The 26478-nt window shown below is 53.7% G+C and carries 24 protein-coding genes; 11 read left to right on the top strand and 13 right to left on the bottom strand.

Translation table 11 applies throughout. The features are described 5' to 3' along the window. Positions 1 to 169: 169 nt before the first annotated feature. The 4 genes from J8X26_RS16485 to aspA all read right to left on the bottom strand — a co-directional run bounded on the left by J8X26_RS16485 (position 170) and on the right by aspA (position 5604). Positions 170 to 745 (bottom strand): transcriptional regulator, encoded by a 576-nt coding sequence (locus tag J8X26_RS16485; RefSeq protein ID WP_152325350.1) that lies wholly within the window; start codon positions 743 to 745, stop codon positions 170 to 172. Between the two features lie 43 nt (positions 746 to 788). Further along, positions 789 to 2525: a protein-disulfide reductase DsbD gene (locus J8X26_RS16480; protein ID WP_208951421.1), complete on the bottom strand. Its 1737-nt coding sequence runs from the start codon at positions 2523 to 2525 to the stop codon at positions 789 to 791. Positions 2526 to 2730: 205 nt separating this feature from the next. Next, positions 2731 to 4032 carry an anaerobic C4-dicarboxylate transporter gene (locus J8X26_RS16475; RefSeq protein WP_208951420.1) on the bottom strand — a complete coding sequence of 434 codons (1302 nt, stop codon included), beginning with the start codon at positions 4030 to 4032 and terminating at the stop codon, positions 2731 to 2733. A 135-nt stretch (positions 4033 to 4167) separates the two neighbouring features. Then, positions 4168 to 5604 carry an aspartate ammonia-lyase gene (gene aspA, locus J8X26_RS16470; RefSeq protein ID WP_152325347.1) on the bottom strand — a complete coding sequence of 479 codons (1437 nt, stop codon included), beginning with the start codon at positions 5602 to 5604 and terminating at the stop codon, positions 4168 to 4170. A gap of 372 nt (positions 5605 to 5976) precedes the next feature. Here aspA and J8X26_RS16465 point away from each other — a divergent pair, with 372 nt between their 5' ends. From J8X26_RS16465 to J8X26_RS16450, 4 genes are all read left to right on the top strand, one after another. Beyond that, positions 5977 to 6468 carry an FxsA family protein gene (locus J8X26_RS16465; protein ID WP_152325346.1) on the top strand — a complete coding sequence of 164 codons (492 nt, stop codon included), beginning with the start codon at positions 5977 to 5979 and terminating at the stop codon, positions 6466 to 6468. A gap of 215 nt (positions 6469 to 6683) precedes the next feature. Beyond that, positions 6684 to 6977, top strand: coding sequence for a co-chaperone GroES (locus tag J8X26_RS16460; protein WP_009636718.1), 294 nt, complete (start codon positions 6684 to 6686; stop codon positions 6975 to 6977). A gap of 53 nt (positions 6978 to 7030) precedes the next feature. Continuing rightward, positions 7031 to 8677 carry a chaperonin GroEL gene (gene groL, locus J8X26_RS16455; protein ID WP_208951419.1) on the top strand — a complete coding sequence of 549 codons (1647 nt, stop codon included), beginning with the start codon at positions 7031 to 7033 and terminating at the stop codon, positions 8675 to 8677. A gap of 301 nt (positions 8678 to 8978) precedes the next feature. Further along, a complete protein-coding gene (locus J8X26_RS16450) occupies positions 8979 to 9323 on the top strand; it encodes a DUF4156 domain-containing protein (RefSeq protein WP_014333641.1) in 345 nt (114 codons plus the stop codon). A gap of 91 nt (positions 9324 to 9414) precedes the next feature. On the opposite strand, the gene epmB is transcribed toward J8X26_RS16450, so the two are convergent. Beyond that, complete coding sequence (gene epmB / locus J8X26_RS16445; RefSeq protein ID WP_208951418.1) at positions 9415 to 10443, bottom strand: EF-P beta-lysylation protein EpmB; 1029 nt, start codon at positions 10441 to 10443, stop codon at positions 9415 to 9417. Between the two features lie 37 nt (positions 10444 to 10480). Here epmB and efp point away from each other — a divergent pair, with 37 nt between their 5' ends. The 3 genes from efp (at position 10481) to J8X26_RS16430 (ending at position 11517) form a co-directional block, all read left to right on the top strand. After that, positions 10481 to 11047 (top strand): elongation factor P, encoded by a 567-nt coding sequence (efp, locus tag J8X26_RS16440; protein WP_101078258.1) that lies wholly within the window; start codon positions 10481 to 10483, stop codon positions 11045 to 11047. 88 nt (positions 11048 to 11135) lie between these two features. Next, positions 11136 to 11264: an entericidin A/B family lipoprotein gene (locus J8X26_RS16435; protein ID WP_013573743.1), complete on the top strand. Its 129-nt coding sequence runs from the start codon at positions 11136 to 11138 to the stop codon at positions 11262 to 11264. A 118-nt stretch (positions 11265 to 11382) separates the two neighbouring features. Further along, positions 11383 to 11517, top strand: a complete 135-nt coding sequence (locus tag J8X26_RS16430) for an entericidin A/B family lipoprotein (protein ID WP_014333643.1) — start codon at positions 11383 to 11385, stop codon at positions 11515 to 11517. Positions 11518 to 11593: 76 nt separating this feature from the next. Here J8X26_RS16430 and blc read toward each other — a convergent pair whose 3' ends face one another. The 5 genes from blc to frdA form a co-directional block, all read right to left on the bottom strand. Further along, a complete protein-coding gene (gene blc, locus J8X26_RS16425) occupies positions 11594 to 12118 on the bottom strand; it encodes an outer membrane lipoprotein Blc (RefSeq protein WP_152325344.1) in 525 nt (174 codons plus the stop codon). 121 nt (positions 12119 to 12239) lie between these two features. Continuing rightward, on the bottom strand, positions 12240 to 12599 hold the full coding sequence (gene frdD / locus J8X26_RS16420; protein ID WP_104923549.1) for a fumarate reductase subunit FrdD: 360 nt from the start codon (positions 12597 to 12599) through the stop codon (positions 12240 to 12242). A gap of 9 nt (positions 12600 to 12608) precedes the next feature. Next, complete coding sequence (gene frdC, locus J8X26_RS16415) at positions 12609 to 13025, bottom strand: fumarate reductase subunit FrdC (RefSeq protein WP_152325343.1); 417 nt, start codon at positions 13023 to 13025, stop codon at positions 12609 to 12611. A gap of 11 nt (positions 13026 to 13036) precedes the next feature. Then, positions 13037 to 13771 carry a succinate dehydrogenase/fumarate reductase iron-sulfur subunit gene (locus J8X26_RS16410; protein WP_152325342.1) on the bottom strand — a complete coding sequence of 245 codons (735 nt, stop codon included), beginning with the start codon at positions 13769 to 13771 and terminating at the stop codon, positions 13037 to 13039. Beyond that, entirely contained in the window at positions 13764 to 15563 is a 1800-nt protein-coding gene (gene frdA, locus J8X26_RS16405) for a fumarate reductase (quinol) flavoprotein subunit (protein WP_165058810.1), read from the bottom strand. The genes J8X26_RS16410 and frdA overlap by 8 nt, the downstream gene beginning before the upstream one ends. Positions 15564 to 15845: 282 nt before the next feature. On the opposite strand from frdA, the gene epmA reads away from it, so the two are divergent. From epmA to J8X26_RS16390, 3 genes are all read left to right on the top strand, one after another. Then, positions 15846 to 16823: an elongation factor P--(R)-beta-lysine ligase gene (gene epmA / locus J8X26_RS16400; RefSeq protein ID WP_152325340.1), complete on the top strand. Its 978-nt coding sequence runs from the start codon at positions 15846 to 15848 to the stop codon at positions 16821 to 16823. Positions 16824 to 17102: 279 nt separating this feature from the next. Then, positions 17103 to 18467, top strand: a complete 1365-nt coding sequence (locus tag J8X26_RS16395) for a nucleobase:cation symporter-2 family protein (RefSeq protein WP_165058812.1) — start codon at positions 17103 to 17105, stop codon at positions 18465 to 18467. 89 nt (positions 18468 to 18556) lie between these two features. Next, positions 18557 to 19915, top strand: a complete 1359-nt coding sequence (locus tag J8X26_RS16390) for an 8-oxoguanine deaminase (RefSeq protein ID WP_208951417.1) — start codon at positions 18557 to 18559, stop codon at positions 19913 to 19915. Positions 19916 to 19970: 55 nt separating this feature from the next. Here J8X26_RS16390 and mscM read toward each other — a convergent pair whose 3' ends face one another. The 3 genes from mscM to rsgA form a co-directional block, all read right to left on the bottom strand. Continuing rightward, positions 19971 to 23339 (bottom strand): miniconductance mechanosensitive channel MscM, encoded by a 3369-nt coding sequence (gene mscM, locus J8X26_RS16385; protein ID WP_208951416.1) that lies wholly within the window; start codon positions 23337 to 23339, stop codon positions 19971 to 19973. A 34-nt stretch (positions 23340 to 23373) separates the two neighbouring features. Then, positions 23374 to 24363 (bottom strand): archaetidylserine decarboxylase, encoded by a 990-nt coding sequence (gene asd / locus J8X26_RS16380; protein WP_208951415.1) that lies wholly within the window; start codon positions 24361 to 24363, stop codon positions 23374 to 23376. A 178-nt stretch (positions 24364 to 24541) separates the two neighbouring features. Further along, positions 24542 to 25579, bottom strand: a complete 1038-nt coding sequence (rsgA, locus tag J8X26_RS16375) for a small ribosomal subunit biogenesis GTPase RsgA (RefSeq protein ID WP_208951414.1) — start codon at positions 25577 to 25579, stop codon at positions 24542 to 24544. An 89-nt stretch (positions 25580 to 25668) separates the two neighbouring features. Between rsgA and orn the strand changes: the two genes are divergently transcribed. After that, positions 25669 to 26214, top strand: coding sequence for an oligoribonuclease (gene orn / locus J8X26_RS16370; RefSeq protein WP_152325334.1), 546 nt, complete (start codon positions 25669 to 25671; stop codon positions 26212 to 26214). Positions 26215 to 26478: the final 264 nt, after the last annotated feature.

Genomic DNA, 26478 nt, shown 5'->3' with positions numbered 1-26478 from the left:
GATTTTCAATCCCTTGCTCTACCGACTGAGCTATCCGGGCAACGGGGCGCATTAAACCGTATTGGGCATGTGCCGTCAACGGCTTTGTCATGTAAAACACATAAAAGACGTTCGTTTGCTGACTTTTCATTCAAAAATGGCGAAATGGCCTGTCTGCGGTCATAGAAAGTCAGGAAAGTGCGCCATGTTCACGGCAGCGGGCGACATTCAAAACATCTTCTGCCAGACGTCGCGCCACTTCCACATCGATGAGCTGACGTTTCACCAGCAACTTGCTCAGACAACCTTCAAGGATCAGTTCCATCTGCTGCGCCACCATTTCGGCGTCATCGGAACCCATTTCCTGGAGCAAAGATAGCGTGTAGTCGTAGGACGCCCGTTTCTGATTTTCGGCCAGTTGATGAATAGGCGCGTCGCTCTCCGGGAAAAATGTACAGGCCGCGATAAAGAGGCATCCCGGGTAACGCTGCTGGCGCACCTGCTCATCGAGCACTTTATACCGTGCCAGCAATTTTTGCGGCGGAGTGAGCGTTTCATCCAGCATCAGCTGACGCCGCCAGATCTCAATTTGTTCTCCGTGATAGCGCAGGCTGTCATAGAGCAGCGCTTCGGCGTCGGGCCAGAAGCGGCGAAGTTCATTGAGCGGAACGTCGACGAGTTCAGCGACGTTTTCCAGTGACAATGTTGCAAGGCCACGTTGTTCCAAGAGATTTAGGGTTTGATCGAGAACCTGTTCACGTAGCACGTTTGCCTCCTCACAATTCGCGTACTTCAAAATGTAGTGTCGTTTAAGGGCGGGCTTTCTGCAAATGCGTACTGAACTCAGTGGCATCCATAAAACCGGTGACCCGCGACTGCGGCAATTCATGGCCGTCGGGGCCAAAGAATAAAATCGTGGGCAAGCCCAGCACTTCAAGACGCTCTAACAACGCCTTCTGCTCCGCCGAGTTTTGCGTCACATCGGCCTGAAGCAACATAGTGTCGGCCAGCTCATTCTGCACCTCTGGCGCGGAAAACGTATATTTTTCGAACTCTTTACACGCCACGCACCAGTCCGCGTACAAATCCAGCATGACGCGTTTGCCCTGCGCGTCCTGCAAGGCGGCATTCAGTTCGTCAACGTTATGTATTTTCTGGAAGTTCAGCGCGTGCTGTGGCGCGGACTGACTGCTGGCGGGCGCAAAGGCCCAGTCCTGCAACGGACGGCTGACAATAAGCGCAGCGGCGAGGAAAATCAGTTGCAGAACACGCACGATACCGCGCTGACTTTTCAGGCTCAGCAGTAACGCCCAGCCGAAGAATGCGATGCCCAGCAGGCTCCACAGGCGTAATCCCCAGGTATCGCCAATCACACGCTCAAGTAAAAACACCGGCAGCGCGAGAATGACAAAACCGAAGCCTTCTTTGACGTAATGCATCCACGGGCCGCTGCGTGGCAGCAGTTTATTCCCAAACAGGGTGACGATAATCAGTGGGATCCCCATCCCCAGCGCGTACAGATAGAGCGTGCCGGCACCGGCCAGCAAGTTTCCGCTCTGGGCGATATACAACAAAATGGCGCTCAGTGGCGCGGTGGTGCAGGGGGAACAAATCAGGCCTGCCAGCGCACCCATAATAAAGACGCCCGGCAGCGAACCGCCTTTTTGTTCATTACTCCACAACGCCAGCCGGGTCTGAACGGAGGACGGAAGTTGCAGGCTGAAAGCCCCAAACATCGATAACGCCAGCGCGATAAACATCACGGATAAAACGATCAGCACCCACGGGCTTTGCAATGCGGCCTGGAACTGCAAGCCCGCGGCGGCGACCACCATCCCAAGGAGAGTGTACGTCAGCGCCATGCCCTGTACGTACACCAGCGACAGCAGAAAAATTCGCTTCATGCTGTGCGGGCGCTGGCGCCCGAGAATAATGCCGGAAATCAGCGGATACATCGGCAGCACGCACGGCGTGAACGCGATGCCAATACCAATCAGTAACGCCCAAAGCGGCGAAAACGGCAGCGGCGTGGAGACTTTCGCTGGTGTGGCCTCGACCGGCGGAAGGGCGGATCCTGCGACGCCTGAGCTGGCTTTAACCGGCTCTGAAACTTCACTGAGCGGCACTTCACGGGTTTCCGGCGGATAGCAGAAACCAGCGGCGGCACATCCCTGATAAGTTACGCGGACGGTTGCATCGGCGCTGGCTTGCTGTAACGGCACCGTGAGGCGCAGCGCGTTTTCGAATACTTCACTGTCGCCGAAAAATTCATCGTGATGTTCACGGCCCTTCGGCAGGATAAACGCTGCCAGCCGGGCATTCTTCGGTTCAATCTCAATTTTGCTGCGATATAAGTAGTAACCGTCGCGGATCTGCCAGTTCAGCTTGAGGTCATGGCCTTGTTGCTGAAAATCAAAGCTGAAAGCCTGATCAACAGGAACAAATTGCGTGGCTGCCGGTTTATCAAACAACGAGGCGTGCGCCTGCAAAGGCAAGATAAACAGGCTGCACAGCAGAAAGAAAATTCGAAGAATGCGGTGATCCATGCGGAGTAAAGTTCTCTTTGTCGCGGCAGTTAAACGGCCACTGGGTGATTCGACAGAAGATGCGGACGGCTTCATGCCGCAGCGCGTTAATGAAATGTGAGTATACCCCGTGCGAACGCGACGCAGAAAGGCTTGCAGGTACTTTACAAAAGAGTGAAGCGGAAGAACGCAGGAAAGGTGGGGGCCGTAGCCCCCGGAAAAACTGTCAGAGAATAATACTGCCGGCGGCGAAGCCGAAAAGAACCGACAAAAATACGCCGATCGTGCCCGGTATAAAGAACGGATGGTTAAAGACGAACCGGCCAATTCGGGTGGTACCGGTGTCATCCATCTGCACAGCGGCAACCAGCGTCGGATACGTCGGCAAAATGAACAGCCCTGAGACTGCCGCGAAAGAACCCACCGCCGTCAGCGGGGAAACGCTCAGCGCCAGCGCCATTGGTAACAGTGCTTTGGTCGTCGCGGCCTGCGAATACAGCAGGGCCGAACTGAAGAAGAAAATCACCGCCAGCAGCCAAGGATGTGCCTGAATAATGGTGCCTGCGGTTTCCTTAATCCAACCCAGATTCGCCTGTACAAACGTATCTCCGAGCCAGGCAACGCCGAGGATACAAATGCAGGCGCTCATGCCGGATTTGAACGTGCTGGAAGTCAGAATTGAGTCGGTTTCGATGCGGCACAGCAGGGTGATTAATGTCGCCACGCTGAGCATAATAATCAGAATCGCGCTGTTGGTGGTCATCACCGGTTGAGCAACCCAGCCAAGGCTCGGGCTGTTAATCACGGCGTAGCCAACCACAGAAAAAACGCCCAGCAGGAACAGTAAAACGGAAAGCTTCGCGCCACGTTTTATTTCCACTTTTTTATCGCCACGCAGCTCAATCAGGCCTTCTTCATAGCGCTTGAGATAAACCGGATCGTTGGAGAGTTTCGAGTCAAAACACCAGCTGATAATCAGCGACATCACAATCACTGCCGCCAGCGTCGAAGGAATCATCACCATCAGCAGATGCAAATAACTGACGCCGTGGCTTTCCATCGTCGACGCCATATACACCACCGCGGCGGAAATGGGCGAGGCGGTGATAGCGATCTGCGCGGCCACTACGGCCGTAGAAAGCGGACGGCAAGGTTTGATCCCCTGCTCTTTTGCCACTTCAGAAATTACCGGGAGCGCAGAAAGTGAAATGTTGCCGGTACCGGCCATGATCGTGAGGAAATACGTGACGATCGGGGCCAGAAGGGTGATGTATTTCGGGTTTCGGCGCAGCAGTTTCTCGGTTTGCTGCACCAGATAATCCATCCCGCCCGCGACCTGCATGGTCGAAATGGCGGCAATCACGGCCATGATGATTGAGATAACGTCAAAAGGAATCGATCCCGGTTTCACGCCGATTAAAGCGAGCACCAGAACACCCAATCCGCCCGCGAAACCAATTCCGATGCCGCCCAGACGGGCACCGAGAAAAATTGCGGCGAGTACAATAATAAGTTCGATGATTAACATGGCTGTCCGTCCATATATCCAGCAATCCTTAAGGAATTGAAAAATAATTGTTATGTAATTGTTGTTTGTAACTCAGTAAAAAGGCCCGCTGTTCCGCAGAACAACGAGCCTTTAAAAGGTCAGAAATGGAGTCTGTTACTGTTCATTTTCATCGGTATAGCGCTTCGCTTTGTAAGCCGGGTGCTTCAGGTTTTCGATAGAGAAAATGTCGTCCAGCTCGGCTTCCGTCAGCAAACCGCGTTCAAGCACGACTTCCCGGACGCTCTTGCCGGTTTCCGCACAAATCTTACCGACGATATCGCCATTGTGGTGGCCGATGAACGGGTTCAGATACGTCACGATACCAATGGAGTTGAAGACGTAGAATTCGCACACTTCTTTGTTTGCCGTAATGCCGTTGATGCATTTTTCCAGCAGGTTGTAGCAGGCGTTAGTCAGGATGTGCACGGATTCAAACATGGCCTGGCCGATCACAGGCTCCATGACGTTCAGCTGCAACTGACCCGCTTCGGCGGCCATCGTGACGCACATGTCGTTGCCGATGACTTTGAAGCAAACCTGATTCACTACTTCCGGGATCACCGGGTTAACTTTGGCAGGCATGATGGAAGAACCGGCCTGCAATTCTGGCAGGTTGATCTCATTGAGCCCGGCGCGAGGCCCGGAAGAGAGCAGGCGCAGGTCGTTACAGATTTTGGAAAGCTTAACCGCCAGACGCTTCAGGGAGCTGTGAACCATCACGTAAGCGCCGCAGTCTGATGTTGCTTCAATCAGGTCTTCAGCCGGAACGCACGCCAGATTGCTGACTTCCGCCAGTTTCTGCACGGCCAGCTGCTGATATCCTTCCGGCGTATTCAGGCGCGTACCAATCGCCGTTGCCCCGAGGTTTACTTCCAGCAGTAATTCACCGGTGCGGATCAGGTTACGGGTTTCTTCTTTAAGCAGTACGTTGAATGCATGGAATTCCTGGCCGAGCGTCATCGGTACCGCGTCCTGCAACTGCGTGCGGCCCATTTTGATGACGTTTTCAAATTCGACCGCTTTGCGCTCAAAGCCATCACCCAACTGAGAAATCGCATCAACCAGTTTCAGCAAAGAGGCGTAAACCGCGATACGGAAACCGGTCGGGTAGGCATCATTGGTGGACTGGCATTTATTAAGGTGATCGTTGGGATTAAGGAACTGGTAATCGCCTTTCTGGTGACCCATCAGTTCCAGACCGATGTTCGCCAGCACTTCATTCGTGTTCATATTTACCGAGGTTCCCGCGCCGCCCTGATAGACGTCGATAGGGAACTGGTCCATGCATTTACCTTTATCAAGCACTTCGTCGCACGCCTGAATGATGATGTCCGCGATATGGCGTGGAATGGTGCGCAGCTCTTTGTTTGCCAGAGCCGCCGCTTTCTTCACCATCACCATGCCACGAACAAACTCAGGCACATCGCTGATCTTGGTGTTGCTGATATAGAAGTTTTCAATCGCCCGCAGGGTATGAATGCCGTAATAAGCTTCTGCCGGTACTTCGCGCGTGCCCAGCAGGTCTTCCTCGATACGAATGGTGTTTGACATGAGAACCTTCTCTTCGGTACTGAATGCGTTATGCGATGTTTAAAATTATGTTACTAGCCGTGGTAAATTTAAAACGATCAACCGTTGTTTCCACAACGAAGGCGATCATATGCTGCTTCAGGCGAATTGCACGTACTAAGATCACTATCCTGCCCTATGATTGTGCAAGTTTTTAGTATCTGTGAGAATTCTCACAATTCATTTACCTGCTCAATTAAATCAGGTCTGGTGCTTGAAATCACCGGGACACAGCACCATCTCATTGTAGTCAGCCTGCATTTCTTTGATGGCAAACATCAGAAACAGGCACTTATTCAGGGTTTCGAACGGTTCTGAAAAAGAACTTCGGGGCCAAATCACAAGGAGAATGCGGTGCGCTGGTTACCGTTACTACTGTTATTCCTGCTGGCTTATATTGAAATCACCTTATTTATCAAGGTGGCTGCGGTTGTTGGCGTCGCCACGACATTATTGCTGGTGGTATTCACCTCCTGCGTAGGTGTTTCTCTGGTCAAAAATCAGGGAATGAAAACGTTCATGCAGCTTCAGCAGAAGCTCGCTGTAGGTGAAAGCCCGGCGGCTGAAATGGTGAAAAGTGTTTCACTGGTGATTGCCGGTTTCCTGTTATTGGTTCCGGGATTCTTTACCGATTTCCTCGGCTTGCTGCTGCTGCTGCCGCCGATTCAGAAACGACTGACGCTCAAGCTGATGCCGCACCTGAATATTGTTCGCTCTGGCGGTAACTGGGGGAGCAGTGCGCCCACCGGAAATACCTTTGAAGGCGAGTTCCAGCGGACTGATGAAACACCGGAACGCCTGGTTTCACCGAAAAAAGATGACGACACAGAGCACCGCGATCGCTAATCTCTGTGGCCTTGATTGTTAATACATTGTTGGGAAGTAGTTTTCAGGCTGGGTTTAGATGGCCTGAAAGCCAAAAGAAAAAGCGAAATTTTTTCTCTTCTTCCCCTTGAATGGGGGTGTATCGCCCCCATTAAACAAACCACGAGGCCAGGCAGGCATTTGTCAGGCATTCAACCCTAAAAATAGATATGGACCCGCTCACAGGAGAGTTATCAATGAAAATTCGTCCATTGCATGACCGCGTTATCGTCAAGCGTAAAGAAGTAGAATCTAAATCCGCTGGCGGCATCGTTCTGACTGGCTCAGCTGCTGGTAAATCTACCCGTGGCGAAATCCTGGCTGTCGGCCATGGTCGCATTCTGGAAAACGGTGAAGTTAAAGCGCTGGACGTTAAAGTTGGCGACATCGTCATCTTCAACGACGGCTACGGCGTGAAAGCTGAAAAAATCGACAATGAAGAAGTGTTGATTATGTCTGAGAGCGACATCCTGGCAATCGTAGAAGCCTGATCTTCCTCCGACCCACTTTTTTCTGAACTGAACGAATTGAAGGGAAATTAACAATGGCAGCTAAAGAAGTAAAATTCGGTAACGACGCCCGTGTGAAAATGCTGCGTGGCGTAAACATCCTTGCTGATGCAGTAAAAGTGACCCTGGGCCCTAAAGGCCGCAACGTGGTTTTGGACAAATCTTTCGGTGCTCCAACCATCACTAAAGACGGCGTGTCCGTTGCACGTGAAATCGAACTGGAAGACAAGTTCGAAAACATGGGCGCACAGATGGTGAAAGAAGTGGCGTCCAAAGCGAACGATGCAGCGGGTGATGGTACGACTACCGCAACCGTATTGGCACAAGCCATCATCACTGAAGGCCTGAAAGCTGTTGCCGCTGGTATGAACCCGATGGATCTGAAACGCGGGATCGACAAAGCGGTCATCCACGCTGTTGAAGAACTGAAAAAACTGTCTGTACCTTGCTCTGACTCTAAAGCGATCGCACAAGTTGGTACTATCTCTGCTAACTCCGATGAAACCGTCGGTAAACTGATCGCTGAAGCGATGGAAAAAGTCGGCAAAGAAGGCGTCATCACTGTTGAAGAAGGCACTGGCTTGCAGGACGAGCTGGACGTTGTTGAAGGTATGCAGTTCGATCGCGGTTACCTGTCTCCGTACTTCATCAACAAGCCAGAAACCGGTTCAATCGAACTGGAAAGCCCGTTCATCCTGCTGGCTGACAAAAAGATTTCTAACATTCGCGAAATGCTGCCAGTACTGGAAGCCGTTGCTAAAGCCGGTAAACCACTGCTGATCATTGCTGAAGACGTTGAAGGCGAAGCCCTGGCGACTCTGGTGGTGAACACCATGCGTGGCATCGTGAAAGTGGCTGCGGTTAAAGCACCTGGCTTCGGCGACCGTCGTAAAGCTATGTTGCAGGACATCGCAACCCTGACCGGCGGTACCGTAATCTCTGAAGAGATTGGCCTGGAGCTGGAAAAATCGACTCTGGAAGACATGGGTCAGGCTAAACGCGTTGTGATCAACAAAGACACCACCATCATCATCGATGGCGTTGGCGAAGAAGCAACCATTCAGGGCCGTGTATCTCAGATCCGTCAGCAGATCGAAGAAGCAACTTCTGATTACGACCGTGAAAAACTGCAAGAGCGTGTGGCTAAACTGGCAGGCGGCGTAGCTGTTCTGAAAGTTGGCGCAGCGACTGAAGTTGAAATGAAAGAGAAAAAAGCCCGCGTTGAAGATGCGCTGCACGCAACCCGTGCTGCTGTAGAAGAAGGCGTGGTTGCTGGTGGTGGTGTTGCGCTGGTTCGCGTTGCTCACACTCTGGCTAACCTGACCGGCGACAACGATGACCAGAACGTGGGTATCCGCGTTGCTCTGCGCGCAATGGAAGCTCCACTGCGTCAGATCGTTGTGAACGCAGGTGAAGAAGCTTCTGTTATCGCAAACACTGTTAAAGCAGGTGAAGGTAGCTTCGGTTATAACGCTTACACCGAACAATACGGCGACATGATCGCAATGGGTATCCTGGATCCAACTAAAGTGACCCGTTCTGCTCTGCAGTACGCCTCTTCTGTAGCTGGCCTGATGATCACCACTGAATGCATGATCACCGACCTGCCTAAAGACGATAAAGTCGATATGGGCGGCGCTGGCGGTATGGGTGGCATGGGCGGTATGGGCGGCATGATGTAATCATCATCCCCCTGCGTTCATCCGCAGGTACGGCAAATCAGCGGCAATTTTGTTGTCTGAGTTAACGTACTGAAGAAACCCGGTCTGAAAAGGCCGGGTTTTTTTATTTGACCATTTTTTATGGTGTTCAGTAAGATAAGTCTCAATGTCTTCCGGGTTTAACGTGTAGACTCATTTCTGCGTGGTTTTCGGATTTATACCGATAGCGCAGAACCTTGGGTATGCGTGGCAACGGATGCCTAAGAGAGCCAGGTGTTTTCTGATAGGCTTTATGTGATTACAAAAACAAATGGGGAAAGTGATGCGGATTAAAATGTTACTGGGCCTGTCAGCTATCGCGCTGCTTGCCGGGTGCAGTACCACTCATCAACTGGATGCAGCGGGACAGCAGGTGAAATTCACGGACGACAAACCAGGCGCAAATTGTCAGCTCCTCGGTGAAGTCACTGGTGCCCAAAGCAACTGGTTCTCCGGTACCGGCGGCGATGGCAGCTCAATGCGTGGTGCGGCCAACGACCTGCGCAACAAGGCAGCAGCGATGGGCGGCAATACCATTTATGGTGCTAACAGCCCGTCTCAAAATTTCCTGTCCAGCTTTGCACCGGTTGACAGCAAAATGGTCGGCCAGGTTTATAAGTGCCCATAGTCGGGCCGTTTACGCTTTAGCTGCGTGAACCTGCACAGAAATACGAAAGGGATGCCTGATGGCATCCCTTTTTGCATTTCGGCATTCGCGTTTACGACTGTTTAAGGCGTAAATCCAAAATGGTTTTACTCGGTTCGCCGCCAATCTCGCGGGTCAGTTTCGGCACCATATAACCGGAAACTTTGCTCATCAGCCCTTTCATAATGATGCGCGCTTCATCGTCGCTCACCATGAAATGCGCCGCGCCCTGAACTTTATCCAGCACGTGGATGTAGTAAGGCAAAATTCCTGCATCAAACAGCGCATTACTGAGCGCAGCAAGCACATCGGCAGAGTCATTTACATCACGCAACAGCACGCTCTGATTGAGCAGCGTGACCCCATGACGCTTCAGTTTCGCCATGCTGGCGCGCAACGCGTCATCGATTTCATTGGCGTGATTGATATGCGTCACCATCAGCACCTGCAAACGCGACTGTTCAAGGCGCTGGCAGAGCGTGTCCGTGATGCGCGCAGGGATCACCACCGGTAAACGGGTATGGATACGCAGGCGTTTGATGTGCCCGATCCCTTCCAGCTCACCGATCAACCAGTCGAGTTCGTGATCTTTCGCCATCAGCGGATCGCCGCCGGAGAAAATAATTTCATCGAGTTCGGGCTGTGTACGGATATAATCCAGCGCCTGAACCCAGTTGGCCTTATTCCCCTGGTTGTCCTGATACGGGAAATGGCGGCGGAAGCAGTAGCGGCAATTCACCGCACAGCCGCCTTTCACCAGCAACAGGGCGCGATTGTTATACTTGTGCAACAGACCCGGAACAACGCTGCGTTGTTCATCAAGCGGGTCGGTGGTAAAGCCCGGCGCGGCGATAAACTCTTCGCGTGCGGTCAATACCTGAAGCAACAAAGGATCCCGCGGATCGCCGTGCTGCATACGTGCCACAAAGGCGCGGGGCACGCGAAGCGGGAACAAACGACGGGCTTCATGGCCACTTTGCAGATCTGCATTGTCGTTAAGTGCCAGAAGAGTAAGCAGTTCATTCGGGTCAGTGATAACATCGCCGAGTTGATACAACCAATCTTCTCTAAATGGCGTGTTTAGGGTTACAATGTTTGCCATTTTTTGGCTAATACCAGTTTAAAATTAGAGGGCCATCATGGCGACTTATTCTAGCAACGATTTCCGTCCGGGTCTTAAAATCATGTTCGAAGGCGAGCCTTTCGCAATCGAAGACAGCGTGTTCGTAAAACCAGGCAAAGGCCAGGCTTTTGCACGTGTGAAAATGCGCCGTCTTCTGACCGGTTCCCGTGTAGAAAAAACCTTCAAATCTACTGACTCTTGCGAAGGTGCAGACGTTGTAGATACCAACATGACTTACCTGTACAACGACGGTGAGTTCTACCACTTCATGCACCCTGAGACTTTCGAGCAGCACGGTGTTGAAGCTAAAACCGTTTCTGAAGCCTCTAAATGGCTGCAAGACAACGCTGAATGTATCGTGACTCTGTGGGACGGTCGTCCTATCGCTGTCCAGCCACCGAACTTCATCGAAGCAGAAGTTGTTGATACCGATCCAGGCCTGAAAGGTGATACCGCAGGTACCGGCGGCAAGCCAGCAACGCTGAGCACCGGCGCAGTGGTTAAAGTGCCTTTATTCGTGCAGATTGGCGAAATCGTCCGTTGTGACACCCGCTCTGGCGAATACGTTTCCCGCGTTAAATAAGTTTCTTATTACGCTGGATGAAAGCTGCCACAGGGTAATGCCTGTCGCAGCTTTCCGGCTCAACCTGTTGAATGGGATTGTGTTTTCCATGTTGAAGAAGATGATGTTTATCGTGGTTTCAGTGATGTTGCTGGCTTCGTTATCCGGCTGCAACACGGTTCACGGTTTTGGTGAAGACATCCAGCATCTGGGTGGCGCGATTTCCAAAGCAGGCTGATTCCTTCAGCCTCGTTTTACCAACTGTCCTAAAATCCTGTCTTTTCCCTTCCGTATTCAGAAAATTAACTACACTTAGTGAGTCTTACTTTACATTCTCTTATAGGAAGGAATTTTATATGTTGAAGAAAAGTATCCTCGCAATCCTGTCTGTTCTTGTTCTGTCTTCTGCGTTAACTGCCTGCAATACCACGCGTGGCGTGGGTGAAGATGTCTCTGCCGGCGGCCAGGCAATTCAGAAAAGCGCTCAGTAACGGGCGTGTGAGTTGAAGTAAGCTGAAGTCTGCCTGCACATTGATGCAGGCAGTGTTGTTTCTGAAGGGGGAAAACTTACGGCTGTTTGACCCACACCAGCTTGCTGGTATCAAAGCCGTAGCCTTGCGCGGTTTTCAGCAGTTGCTGTTTTACGCTGTCATCCAGCGTCGGGGTTCGTGAGAGGATCCACAGATAGCTTTTATCCGGCCCGCAAACCAGCGCATAGCGGTAATCTTTATCCAGCTCGATGACGTTATAGCCGCCATAGAACGGGCCAAAGAACGAAACTTTAAGCGCCGCACGTGACGTTGAACCGGTGAAATACCCTTTGCCTTCACTTTCCTGCCATTTGTTTTTCTCAGTATTAAAGCCACGGTTAATAACTTTCACACCGCCATCATCCCGCAAGCTGTAATTGGCCGTCACGCGTTCAAGCCCGCTTTCAAAGCTATGATCCAGCCTTGCCACTTCATACCAAGTTCCCAGATAGCGGTTAAGCTCGAAATTACTGACGACTTTGACGTCTTTGGGTGGCGTCACGCTGCAAGCGACCGATAAAAGTGCCGTAACAATCACACCGAGTTTTGACCAGATACGCATAAATGTTCCTTCCTGAGGTAATCACCTAAGTGTAGGTAAAAATTGAGGAAAAGAGAAAAGGGAAGGCAGGAAAAAATCAGCGGTCACGGAAATGACCGCTGAAAAAGGGGATCTTGTCAGATCAGAGGCGGATCAACACGATAAGTGTGACAACGCTTAAGATCATTGCCAGACCGTAGAACACCCATTTACCGGCAGGAACGTGGATTTTCAGGTCGTGCATGGCATGATGGATCCTGTGCAGACCGCACCACAACGGCAGGACGATCATCAGCAGCAGAAACAGGCGACCAATCCAGCTTTGTGCAAATGCCAGTACGCGCGGATAGCTCAGCGCGTCACCGGGGAAAAACCCCAGCGGCAGCAGGAAGCACACCAGCAGAATCATCACCGGCGCAAAAATCGCACTCCACATGCCGCCTGCGCCAAACAGCCCCCAGAACACCGGCTCATCTGAACGTTTAGGAAGAGTATTTTTCATGTCGCCTCCTCAAAGAAACAGCGCGATGGCGAGGATCACCAGCGTCACAACGGCAGTTACGCACCAGAAACCGGTAATCACCGGCTCCGGCCCCATTTTCTTGCCTTTCACAATGACGATGGAGGCTTTCGGTGCCAGTTCAAACCAGGTTTTGGTGTGAAGCAGCGCAGCCAGTAAAGCAATCAGGTTGATCAGCATGACCACCGGGTTTTGCAGGAAATGTACAAATCCTGCCCAGCTTTCCGGCCCGTTACGTAAGGCGAAAATACCGGCCAGCAGCAAGATACTGAACCAGACTGCCGGAACGGACGTGCCTTCACGCAGCATATAGAAACGATAGAAAGGTGAACGTTGCCACCAGCTGGCGGGCATTTCGCGCACGTAAGGTTTACGTTTGCTGCCCGGGGTCTGAGTTCGAGTCGTCATATTTTCCTCCCTCATTGCGGTCTCAGCCTCGCTATCATGAAGTCTTTCGAACTTTCAACTTTACCCTGCTGAATAGCGGCGGCCGGGTCGACGTGTTTCGGACAGACTTCAGAACAGTAACCGACAAACGTACAGCTCCAGACGCCGTTCTGGCCGTTAAGCTGCGGCATACGCTGGGCTTTGCCGTGATCCCGGTTGTCCAGGTTGTAGCGGTGCGCCAGCGTAATGGCGGCCGGGCCGATGAATTCCGGATTCAGACCGAATTGCGGGCAGGCGGCGTAACATAAACCGCAGTTGATGCAGCCGGAAAACTGATGATATTTCTCCATCTGTGCAGGCGTTTGTTTGCCCGGGCCTTCCGCTACGGTACGGGTATTGCCAATGATGTACGGCTTAATGGATTCGAGGCTTTCTATAAAGTGGGTCATATCGACCACTAAATCGCGCTCGATCGGGAAGTTTGCCAGCGCCTCCACCTGCATTCCGTCCGGATATTCGCGCAGGAACGTTTTGCAGGCCAGTTTTGGCACACGGTTGACCATCATGCCGCAGGAGCCGCAAATGGCCATACGGCACGACCAGCGGTAGGAAAGATCGGCGGCGATATGGTCTTTGATATAGCCCAGCGCGTCGAGCAGCGACGTTGTTTCGTCGAAAGGCACGTCATACACAACCGGATGCGGCGCGTGGTCCGTCTCCGGGTTATAGCGCATGATTTCAACCTTCAGGCTTCGCATTTTAGCCACGTGATTGCTCCTTATCTTTTTTATCGTGATTCTCAGCTTCCCCGCCATACATACGTTTTGCCGGTGGCAATGTGGTGATCTTCACATCGCCATATTCAAGACGTGGCGCGGAATCTGGCTGATAAAAGGCCAGCGTATGCTTAAGGAAATTGACGTCATCGCGTTCGGTACAGCCTTCATCCAGACGCTGATGTGCGCCGCGGGATTCCCGACGATGCAGGGCCGAATGCGCCATACATTCGGCCACTTCCAGTCCGTGTCCCAGCTCGATGGTGTACAGCAAATCGGTGTTGAAAACGCTGGAAGTATCTTTGATTTTGACGCGTTTGAAGCGCTCTTTTAGCTCGGTCAGCTTGTCGATGGTTTTCTGCATCAGCTCGGTGGTGCGGTAAATCCCGCAACCTTCTTCCATCGCCAGACCCATTTCGTCGCGGATGGCCGCCCAGCTTTCATCGCCTTCCTGCTTCATCAGCGCGTCAACGCGATTTTCGATATCACGAACTTGCGCGTCGAGAGCTTCGGTATTGCCGTAGTCTTTGGCTTCGGCGGCGCGTTCTGCTGCTTTTTCGCCGGCCATGCGGCCAAATACCACCAGCTCTGCCAGTGAGTTGGAACCCAGACGGTTTGCGCCGTGCAGGCCAACCGATGAACATTCACCGACGGCAAACAGACCTTTGATGCGGGTTTCGCACTGCGCATCCGTTTCGATTCCACCCATCGTGTAGTGCGCGGTAGGGCGTACAGGGATTGGATCGGTAATCGGATCCACGCCGACGTAAGCTTTGGACAGTTCACAGATAAACGGCAAACGTTCGCGCAGCTTTTTCTCGCCGAGATGACGTAAATCCAGATACACCACATCGCCACGCGGGGTGGAAATGGTGCGTCCGGCGCGCCATTCGTGCCAGAACGCCTGCGAGACTTTGTCGCGCGGGCCAAGTTCCATGTATTTGTTTTTCGGTTCGCCGAGCGGAGTTTCCGGCCCCATGCCGTAATCCTGCAAATAACGGTAACCGTCTTTATTGACCAGAATACCGCCTTCACCACGACAGCCTTCTGTCATCAGAATGCCGGATCCGGGCAGGCCGGTCGGGTGATATTGCACGAACTCCATATCTCGCAGCGGAATGCCATGACGGAACGCCATACCCATGCCGTCGCCGGTGACAATCCCGCCGTTGGTGTTGTAACGGTAAACGCGGCCTGCGCCGCCGGTTGCCATCACGACTGCGTTAGCGCGGATTTGTACGCGGGTGCCTTCCATCATATTGATGGCGACGACGCCGCGAACCTGGCCGTCATCGACCAGAATATCGAGAACGAAATGCTCGTCGAATCGTTTGATTTGCGGGTATTTCAGCGAGGTCTGGAACAGGGTATGCAGCATGTGGAAGCCGGTTTTATCCGCGGCAAACCAGGTGCGTTCGATCTTCATCCCGCCAAAACGCCGGACGTTGACTGAACCATCTTCCTTACGGCTCCACGGGCAGCCCCAGAGTTCAAGCTGCGCCATTTCAGTCGGACATTGATGAACGAAATGGTCCACTACGTCCTGCTCACACAGCCAGTCGCCTCCGGAAACGGTATCCTGGAAGTGAAAATCAAAGCTGTCGTGATCTTGCGTCACTGCGGCAGAACCGCCTTCGGCGGCCACCGTGTGGCTGCGCATAGGGTACACTTTCGAAATCAACGCGATATTCAGGTTGGGATTGGCTTCCGCTGCGGCTATTGCTGCGCGTAAACCCGCCCCACCTGCACCTATAATTGCAATGTCGGCGTTAAAGGTTTGCACTGCATTCCTCCACTATCATCAATGAGATCGGGTTTGAAACACCCGCGAAAAAGGTTTTGAATCTGAGGCTTAACCACCGCTGATGACATACAGGCGCTGTCCCAGAGGCTAATATTCTTATTATTTGTAAGGAAATTATTATACCTAATGAGGAGTAGTGGTAATTTGATGTGAATGCAGGTTTAGGCTTTCTCTGTATATTGCTTCGCAAAATGAGGTATTTGTTTGCCCTGAGGGTTGCAGGTAGACTGCATGACTTTTCTGAATTCGGAGTAAATCACCATGAGCGAAACGGCAAGCTGGCAACCCAGTGCTCCTGTCGCCAATTTGTTGAAGCGTGCGGCCATTCTCGCTGAGATTCGACGTTTCTTTTCCGATCGCGGCGTGCTGGAAGTGGAAACGCCGGCCATGAGCCAGGCCACGGTGACCGACATCCATCTGGTGCCTTTTGACACGCGTTTTGTCGGGCCGGGTGCGGCTGATGGCATGACGTTGTATCTGATGACCAGCCCGGAATATCACATGAAACGTCTGCTGGCTGCGGGCAGCGGGCCGATTTACCAGATGGGGCGCAGCTTCCGTAACGAAGAAGCCGGTATCCATCACAACCCTGAATTCACCATGCTGGAATGGTATCGTCCGCGTTATGACATGTACCGCCTGATGAATGAAGTGGACGATCTGCTGCAACAGGTGCTCGATTGCGATACGGCAGAAACCCTGTCCTATCAGCAGGCGTTTACGCGCCATCTGGGCGTGGATCCGTTGTCTGCGGATAAAACCGAACTGCGTGAAGTTGCCGCGAAGCTGGATTTATCAAATATCGCGGATACCGAAGAAGACCGCGACACCTTATTGCAGTTACTGTTTACGATGGGTGTCGAACCGCATATTGGCCGCGACAAGCCGACTTTTGTGTATCACTTCCCGGCGACGCAGGCATCTCTGGCGGAAATCAGCACCGAAGATCACCGCGTTGCTGAGCGTTTTGAGGTGTATTACAAAGGCATCGAACTGGCGAACGGTTTCCGCGAACTGACCGATGGTCGCGAACAGCGCCAGCGTTTCGAGCAGGATAACCGTAAACGCGCCGCGCGCGGTTTACCTCAGCATCCTATCGATAACAATCTGCTGGATGCTCTGGAACATGGCATGCCGGAATGCTCCGGTGTGGCGCTGGGCGTTGATCGTCTGATTATGATTGCGCTGGGCGCGGGCAGCCTGAGCGAAGTGCTGGCTTTCCCGGTCACACGCGCCTGAGTCTGTTTTCCCCAATCCTGGCCCTCGGGTCAGGATTATCTTTCTTTCTCGCCATGCCTCCTTTCCCTGCCCTGTGATTGTGCAATAACATTAAAATTGCTCCTTTAGTGAAACAAAAGTACCTAAATCGCGTAACACTGATTTTAAAGTTTCAGGGATGACACCCCGGCGCGAACCCGCAATCCTGCTGGCTCCTCAACGATTTAACGCAAATTTTCTCTCCGCTGGCCTGATTTATGCATTACAGGATAACTACTCAATCAGCTCTGGGATCCCGTTATGTCTGAATCTGGCGACAAAGAACTTCTTTATGGTCTGGAGGCGCGTATTGCACCGGCACCGGCATTTTTCACGGCCATCCAGCATGTCCTCGCGAGCGTGGTGGGGATTATTACTCCGCCGCTGATTATCGGTTCGGTGCTCGGGCTGAATGCGTATCTCCCTTATCTCATCAGTATGTCGCTGCTGGCTTCCGGCATCGGGACGTTCATTCAGGCGCGCCGGTTTATGTCGGTGGGCGCGGGGATGATTTGCCTGCAAGGCACCAGTTTTGCATTTCTGGGTGTGATTCTGTCCGGAGGAATGCTGGTGAAAAGCCGCGGGGGCTCGCCTGAAGACATCATGGCGATGATTTTTGGCGTGAACTTTGTCGCGGCGTTTATTCCGCTTCTGGTCAGCCGGTTTATCGGGCAGATGCGCCGCGTGTTTACCCCGCTGGTCAGCGGAACGGTCATTGCCCTGATTGGCATCAGCCTGATTAAAGTCAGTATTACAGACTGGGCGGGCGGGCACGGTGCGGCGAATTTCGGTGCGCCGGTCAATCTGGCGCTGGGCGCGCTGACGCTGCTGGTGATCGTCGTATGTAACCGCATTAATGTACGCTGGCTGCGCCTTTCATCGATAGTATTAGGGATTATTGTCGGGTGTATCGCGGCTGCCCTGACCGGACATTTGCCGCTTAAACCGTTGCAGGGCGACGGGTTTGCGCTGCCGCAGTTGTTCCGTTTTGGCTTCAAGTTTGACTGGATCATTTTCGTGCCAATCGCGCTGGTGTCGTTTATCAGTATTCTGGAAGCGGTCGGCGATTTGACGGCGAACTGTATGTTGTCGCAGCAGCCCATTGAAGGGGAAAGTTTCCGCAAGCGCCTGAAGGGCGGGATCCTGGCCGATGGCGTCAGCTGCATTATTGCTGCGGCGTTTTCTTCCTTCCCGAATACCACTTTTGCGCAGAACAACGGCGTGATCCAGATGACCGGCGTCGCCAGCCGTTATGTCGGGATGTACATCGGAGGTGTTCTGGTGTTGCTCGGGCTGTTCCCGTTTATCGGCGAAGTCTTGCAGCAAATCCCTGCGCCGGTGCTGGGTGGCGCGACGCTGGTGATGTTTGGCAGCGTGGTCGCCGCGGGCATTCGTATCATGACGCAGTCGCCTGTTGGCCGCCGCGAAATGTTAATTATCGCGATTTCCTTTGGCATCGGTCTGGGCATTGAAGCGGTGCCCGATGTTCTGGCGCAGTTCCCGCCGATTGTGGGGAATATCTTCGGCCACGCAGTCACCAGCGGTGGCGTGATCGCCATCCTGCTGAATCTGCTGATGCCTGCAGAGCGCGCTATTGCCGTGGCAGAAGAGGTGAAAGTTCACTAACGTTCCCCGCGCGCGCGTGAGCCCCTGGATCAGCAGACAGGGCATAACTGAGCTGACTCACTTTTGAATTCATGAAGAGGAAGTCAGTTATGTCTTTGCAACGCACCTGGATTAAAAATCCGCTGGCGGTATTTACCGCCAATGAACTCGATGCCCGCGGCGGTATCGTCGTCGAAGGCTCCACGATCGCTGAAGTTCTGGCATGCGGCCAGTTACCCTCACAGCCGGTTGATCAGATTGCCGATGCCACCGGCTGTGTACTTATGCCCGGCCTCATCAATACCCATCATCATTTTTATCAGACGCTGACCCGGGCCTGGGCGCCCGTGGTTAACGTGCCGCTGTTTCCGTGGTTGCAAAAACTGTATCCGGTCTGGGCGCGTTTGCAGCCTGAAGCGCTGGGGCTCGCCAGCCGGGTGGCGATGGCCGAACTGTTGCTTTCCGGCTGTACCACCACGACTGACCACCATTATCTGTTCCCGCAGGGAATGGAAGAGGCGATTGATGTGCAGGTTGAGGTCGTCCGCGAACTGGGGATGCGTGCTCTTCTGACGCGCGGCTCGATGAGCCTCGGAGAAGAGCAGGGAGGTTTACCGCCGGAGCAGACGGTGCAATCGGGAGATACAATTTTGCACGACAGCCAGCGGCTGATTGACCGTTATCACCAGCGCGGCGACGGGGCGTGGATGCAGATTGCGCTGGCGCCGTGCTCGCCGTTTTCCGTGACCACGGACATCATGCGCGAAAGCGCCGCTATGGCGCAGCGCGAAGACGTCCGGCTGCACACTCATCTGGCGGAAACGCTGGATGAAGAAGCGTTCTGCCTGAAAATGTTCGGGCTGCGCACGGTGGATTATCTGGAAAGCGTCGGCTGGCTGAATGACCGGACGTGGCTGGCGCACGGCATTCATTTCAATGCGGACGAAATTCAGCGGCTTGGCGCTGCCGGAACCGGGATCTGCCATTGTCCTGTGTCGAATATGCGCCTGGCGTCCGGCATGTGTCCGACGCGCGACCTTGAAGCGGCGGGTGTGCCCATCGGTTTGGGCGTGGACGGTTCAGCGTCTAACGATGCATCGAATCTGATGTATGAAGCGCGTCAGGCGCTTTACCTGCAACGTCTTAAATATGGCGCGGAATACGTCACGCCGGAAAGAGTTTTAGGCTGGGCAACGCGCGGTTCGGCGAAGCTTATCGGGCGTGATGATATCGGGCAAATCGAGGTCGGGAAGCAGGCGGATCTGGCGCTTTTCCGGCTGGATGAATTACGTTTCAGCGGCAGTCATGATCCGGTTTCCGCGCTGCTGTTGTGCGGGGCAGAACGGGCTGATCGCGTGATGGTTGGCGGAAAATGGCGGGTGATTGACGGACAGATTGTCGGGATGGACATCAAATCGCTGATTTCTCAGCACCGTAAAGCAGCGGCGGCGCTGATCGCTGATCTGTAAAACAATGGATTCAGGGGCAGAGAAAATCTGCCCCGCTTATTTTTTAAAACCGGTATTACAAATCGCCCGGCGAACGCGAGCTGTTACCGCTGCGACCACTGCCGCTGCTGCTGGTAAACGTCGCATTATTGCCATTCTGCGCACGGTGCAGCGTCTCCATACGGACCTGGAATGGAGGGAACGGCAGCGTGATGCCGTGCTCGCGGAATCCGGCCAGAATCAGCTGATGGATTTCGTGGCGAAGCGGCATACGGTGCGCCATTTCGGCGGCATGCATACGCAGCTCGAAGATCTGAATACCCTGTTGTAAATCCACCAGGTACGCTTCCGGCGCAGGCATATCCAGCACCAGTGAACAACGGTGTGCGGCGTTAAGCAGGATTTGAGTCACTTCTTCACTGTTGGCCTCTGAAGGCGCCGGGACGGTCAGTACGACACGCGTGACGGAATCGGAAAGCGACCAGTTGATGAACTGCTCGGTGATAAAGGCCTTGTTCGGCACGATAATTTCTTTGCGGTCCCAGTCGGCAATCGTCGTGGCGCGCGTATTGATTTTCGTGATGCTGCCGGTCAGGTTGCGGATGGTGACGGTATCGCCGATACGGATCGGTTTTTCGAACAGAATGATCAGGCCGGAAATGAAGTTGGCAAAAATTTCCTGCAAACCAAAGCCCAGCCCGACACCCAGCGCGGCAACCAGCCATTGCAGTTTTGCCCATTCGATCCCGATAAGTGAAAAGCCCACCAGCCCGCCAATCAGCAGCAGAACGTATTTGGTGATAGTCAGCACGGCGTAACCGGTGCCCGGCGTCAGCTCCAGATGTTGCAGCAGCGCCAGTTCCAGCAGGGCGGGTAAATTACGCACCAGCTGTGTGGTAATAATCAGCACCAGAATGGCGATCAACACGGATCCGAGCGTGATCGGCTGCATGCTTTCCACGCCCTGAACGGTCGAGGAAACCTGCCAGAGATGAATATTTTCCAGGAAAGAGAACGCGGAATGGATTTCCGACCACAGGAAGATCACCGAGATCAGCGCGATCAACGTCAGCAGGGATCGCACCAGCCGCAATGACTGCGCAGAGATCGCATCCAGATCGACCACCGGTTCTTCGATTTCCACCGTGCCTTCGTTACTGCTGCTGGTCTGATGTCCCTCTTCTTCACCGCGAGCGCGCTGGTTCAGCATTTCTGCACGGCGCTGTTTTGCACGCTCAAAAGCAATACGGCGGCGCTGAATGAGCATCCAGCGGCGGATAATGTGATAAATCACCAGCAGAACAAACCAGATGGCAACCGAGGTTTCCAGACGCGCCAGCAGAGCCTGTGATGTGGCCAGGAAGCCCATCAGCGAGGCCAGCGCGGCCACAACGGGTGCGCCCAGTAACATCCACCACAGCGTATTATTGAGGACGTTTTCGCTGTTGCCGTGTTTATCGTGGTACAGCGGAATGCCCGCGCGTTTCAGGCTGTGCGTCACCAGCGCAACCACCAGACAAAGAATAACGAAACACAGGCGACCCAGCGTATTGGAGAACTCGCGGTCATTGAGATTATCGAAGGTAATCAGCGCCATAATCAGCGGCACCAGTACCCAGATTGACAGGGCGTAATAGCGTAATGCCCGCGAAACGGCGCGCTGAGGCCAGCCAAAGTGCGCGACAAACAGCCCCTGAGGATGAGCAAGCGCGGCGCTGACCATAAACGCCCAGAGGATCGGCAGCGTTGCCGTCACGCCATCACCAATGGCGACCGCAATCGGATAAGGCCACGCACTTTGCAGCCCGAAGCCCAGCGCCGCCCACAGTACGGGCAACGGCATTGCGACCAGAATTGACCAGAACACCGTGCGCATCGTCAGTGAGAAATGGTCTTGGGTGACTTTTCCGACCTTGCTGCTGGCACGCGCCAGAAACGCGTAATAGTGTTTGCGTGAGCTGATACTGACAATCACCAGGATCAGCGCGCCAAACAGTGGCAGCAGCGTTTCTTTGCTGGTGATCATCATCATCGACGCGCCGCCCAGCTGGCTCAGGGAATCGAGCGACACCAGACGTTTCAGGTCATGTGCGACCTGCACCGGATAGGAAAAACCAATCGGGCTGACGTCGGCGACCCAGAACAGATAACGGTGCGCGGCGTCATGTACGTCATTCAGCGCTTCCACCAGCTGGCTGTTGGCGACTTTCAGTTTGGTCAGTTCAAGAATTTGCGTATCGCATCCGGAGAGCAGCGAATTGAGTAAATCACGCTGAGTCCGCAGCTGGGCATCAAGAATTTTTTGCTGCGCCGCCGTCAGCGGTTTGCCGTCGTCCTGACGTCCCTGACGGTAAATTGCCTGCTTATCCAGTAAATCTTCATAGTGCAGACGCTGAACGCGCAGCTGCGCCATATCGCGGTCAAGCTGTTGCGGTTTAGGCATATCCGGCAGACGGGAAACCTGCGCCCGGAGCGTTTCGCCCAGCAGATTCGACGCGCCCAGCCACTGCGCCTGTTCGCGGATAGTGTTAATCGCCTGGCGAACCTGTTGTGTCTGCGCGGCAGCCTGACGCTGCTGCGAGGAAATCAGATCCATGCGCTGCGCCTGCTGGTTCAGCGCCAGCGACAGCTCGCGGTTCGACTGCAACTGCTGGCTGATGGAATGCGGAAGCTCACCGCTTTGTTCAGCTAACTGCTCGGTTTTTTCCAGTGCCTGTTCAGCTTCGCGCTGGCGCTGGTTGTTGAGCATGTTGCGTAAAGCCTGCAATTGCTGATCGAGAAAATCGGCGCGTTTTTTGTAGAGATCGGCGCGAAGTCGTGACAGTTCCTGCCGGTTATTGGCAGAAAGCTGCGCCAGCTCCAGTTCATCAACCTTGGCTTTGCGTGCCGCCGATTCAGCCTGAAGCGCGCTGAGCTGAGCCTGCGCCAGGGGTGAAGATGGCGCCGCCGCCGTGGCCGCCTGCATGCGCTGCTCAATATCGCTAAGCGCATTCCGGGCTTCAGTTTGTTGTTGGGGGATCTGGCTGACCGAATCGCTGATATCGCGGAAACGATCCTGCTCCTGACGCAGCTGGCGGGTTTCTTCCAGCTGCTGGCTGCTGACCTGCAAAATCTGCTGCTCAAGCTGCGCGGCAGGAATGCTGTCATCAACGGCAGGCGGCTTTTCGGGCTGATTTTGCAGCTCGAGGCGCAGCGCCTGAGTCAGTTTCGGAAAATCATCGATGACCGTCTGATATTGCGTAGTGCGCCCGGCCGAAACATTCATCTCATTCAGCCAGTTGAGCGCACTTTGCAGCGCCTCAACCACCTGCGTCTGATTGGCCATTTCTTTATTGGCTTCCGCCTGTTTCAGCTCTTGTTTGAGCTGATCTTCGGTCGGGGTTGCTGTCGCCACCAGAGGCAGAGCCAGCAATAAACTCATCAGCAGGGCGGGGATCAGGCGCACTTGGTCAATTCCTTTTCGGTGGTTTAACGCGTACTCAGTAGTCTTTAGGCGCTTGTGGTTCAGCTGTGGCCACACCTGCCGGCGTTTCTGCGATGACAGGTGCTTCCGGAGTGACAATTGCTTCTGGTACCACAGGTTCAGCCGTTGCTGCTGCCGGTGTACGCAGCGCTTCAGCAAACGGTTCGCCCATGCGTGTGACGGTGCCGTTGCTCAGTTGCGGCATAAAGCGGATCTGGTTTGCAGCAAACAGATTGATCACGGTTGAGCCCAGTTTGAAACGTCCCATTTCCTGGCCTTTTTCCAGCGCAATCACGCCTTCTTCGCCAGCGGCCGGGTATGTCCAGCGTTTGATAATGCCTTCGCGCGGCGGCGTGACGCAGCCTGCCCACACGGTTTCAATGCTGCCCACGATGGTCGCGCCGACCAGAATCTGCACCATCGGGCCAAATTCAGTATCAAATACGCAGATGACGCGTTCGTTACGGGCAAACAGGTTCGGGACGTTGGCCGCCGTCAGCGGGTTCACGGAGAACAAATCGCCGGGCACGTAAATCATTTCGCGCAGCACGCCGCCGCACGGCATATGCACGCGGTGGTAGTCGCGCGGCGCCAGATAAATCGTGGCGAACTGGCCTTCTTTGAATTTTTCTGCCAGCAGATAATTTCCGGCCAGCAACGCTTCGAGGCTGTAGAAGTGGCCTTTTGCCTGGAACAGTTTGCCATCGGTAATCGCGCCTAACTGGCTGACTGCGCCATCGGCGGGCAGGCAAAGCATATCCAGACCGCTGACCACCGGACGCGCGCCATCACGCAGCGGACGGACAAAGAATTCATTGAAGGTGGCGTACGATTTGAGATCCAGGTTCTGCGCTTCTTTCATGTCTACGCTGTAGAAACGGGCGAAAGCTTTGATGACCCAATGCGTCAGCGTGGCCGCGCGTTTATCTGCGCCCCAGCCTGCCAGACGGGTTAATCCTTGTTTAGGAAGTAAATATTGGAGTTTGATTTTGATACTGTCCAGCACGGGAAAACCTCTTGGATGGTATGAATGACCGGTTTTATCCGGCCATTTTGCAGGAGGCCGTCTTTTTGACGGCCGCACAGTGTTTTAAGGTGGAGGATTGTAACGGGGTGAAATCATCGGTTCAACTTCCGTTAACTTCACCCGCTTGCCCTTAACCTTTTAGCTCAATGGCTTAACATTAAAGCGCGTCGAAGTTTTTACGCGTTTTTACGTCTTCCATACTTTCCAGAATGCGATGGTAGTTGTCGAAACGCTCTTCCGCGATTTCGCCGCGATCGACCGCATCACGGATTGCACAGCCCGGATCGCTGCCGTGTTTGCAGTTGCGGAATTTGCAATAGCCGAGGAAAGGGCGGAATTCGACAAAGCCTTGTGTGATTTGCTCTGGCGCGAGATGCCAAAGACCAAATTCACGCACGCCAGGGGAATCGATAACATCGCCGCCGCGCTGGAAGTGGTAAAGGCGGGCTGCGGTCGTCGTGTGCTGGCCCAGACCGGAGTTATCGGAGACTTCGTTCACCACGATCTGTTTTTCTTCCGGCGGAAGCAGGGCATTCAGCAGGCTGGATTTCCCCACGCCGGACTGACCGGCAAAGATACTGATGCGGTCCGTCAGCGCGGTTTCAAACGCCGGCATGCCTTCACCGGTCTGGCTTGAAACTTCAAGCACGCGGTAATTAATCTTGCGGTAGATGTCCATCATGCCTTCGACGAATTTACGGCCTTCGTCATCAAGCAGGTCAATTTTGTTGAGTACAATCAGCGGCTCAACTTCTACGGTTTCGCAGGCCACCAGATAGCGGTCGATAATGTTCAGAGACAGCTCTGGCAGGATGGCGGAAACAATGACGATCTGGTCGATGTTGGCGGCGATCGGTTTCACGCCGTCGTAGAAATCAGGACGCGTCAGGACGGACGTGCGCTCATGTACCGCCTCAACGATACCTTTAACGCTGTCGTTTTCGCCTTTGCGCCAGACGACGCGGTCACCGGTGACCAGTGATCGGATGGTACGGCGGATGTTGCAACGGTGCTGGCTGCCGTCGGCCGCTTCAACGTCCGCATGCATCCCGAAACGGCTGATGACGATGCCGTCCTGCGGTTCGCCGTGCAGAGAATCGTCCAGCTCTTTCCGTTTGTCGGTCTGTGTCAGACGACGCTGGTGGTTAGTCTGAACGCGACGTTGTTGCCCTTTAGACAGTTTTGACTTAGTCACTGCGCCTCACTTGACTGGCTTTAATCGCTCGGTGCGACCAAAACGTCTATGATACCAGCTATATCTCTTTCATTGTAATAGGACGCATCATGGCTGCAAATGACTCGAATTTGATTTGGATCGACCTTGAGATGACCGGTCTGGATCCTGAGCGAGACCGTATTATTGAAATTGCGACGCTGGTCACCGACGCGCATCTGAACATTCTGGCTGAAGGCCCGGTGATGGCAGTGCATCAGTCTGACGCACAACTGGCGCTAATGGACGACTGGAATGTCCGTACGCACACCGGTAGTGGTCTGGTCGATCGTGTGAAAGCCAGTCCGTTTGACGATAATGCCGCGCAGCAAAAGACGATTGAGTTCCTGCGCGAGTGGGTGCCGGAAGGTAAATCGCCAATTTGTGGCAACAGCGTCGGGCAGGATCGTCGTTTCCTGTTTAAGTACATGCCGGAGCTTGAAACCTACTTCCACTACCGTTATCTGGATGTCAGCACCCTGAAAGAATTGGCGCGCCGCTGGAAACCGGAAGTGCTGAGTGGCTTTAAGAAGCAAAACACGCATCAGGCATTGGACGATATTCGTGAATCCGTGGCTGAACTGGCGTATTACCGCGATCATTTTATTAATCTCTAAAATACCTGAAATCTTTTTTACTGCGGTGCGAAGCACGAAATCACCGTGTTTCGCTTCTTAAATCGCCGGTTTGCTGTTTTAATCGGCACTTGAACAAAAAAAACGTTTTTTTGCTTTCAGGGGCTTGCGGCTAAAAGGATTTCTCGTATAATGCGCACCCCGTACCGATGAAGAATTTCGTTGAGTGCGCAGAGCGGGAATAGCTCAGTTGGTAGAGCACGACCTTGCCAAGGTCGGGGTCGCGAGTTCGAGTCTCGTTTCCCG

It is taken from the genome of Rahnella sp. ChDrAdgB13, from assembly GCF_017655185.1.
Lineage (GTDB): Bacteria > Pseudomonadota > Gammaproteobacteria > Enterobacterales > Enterobacteriaceae > Rahnella > Rahnella contaminans.
The sequence above is the reverse complement of the archived record's forward strand: the minus strand, read 5'-3'. Positions and strand labels throughout refer to the sequence as shown.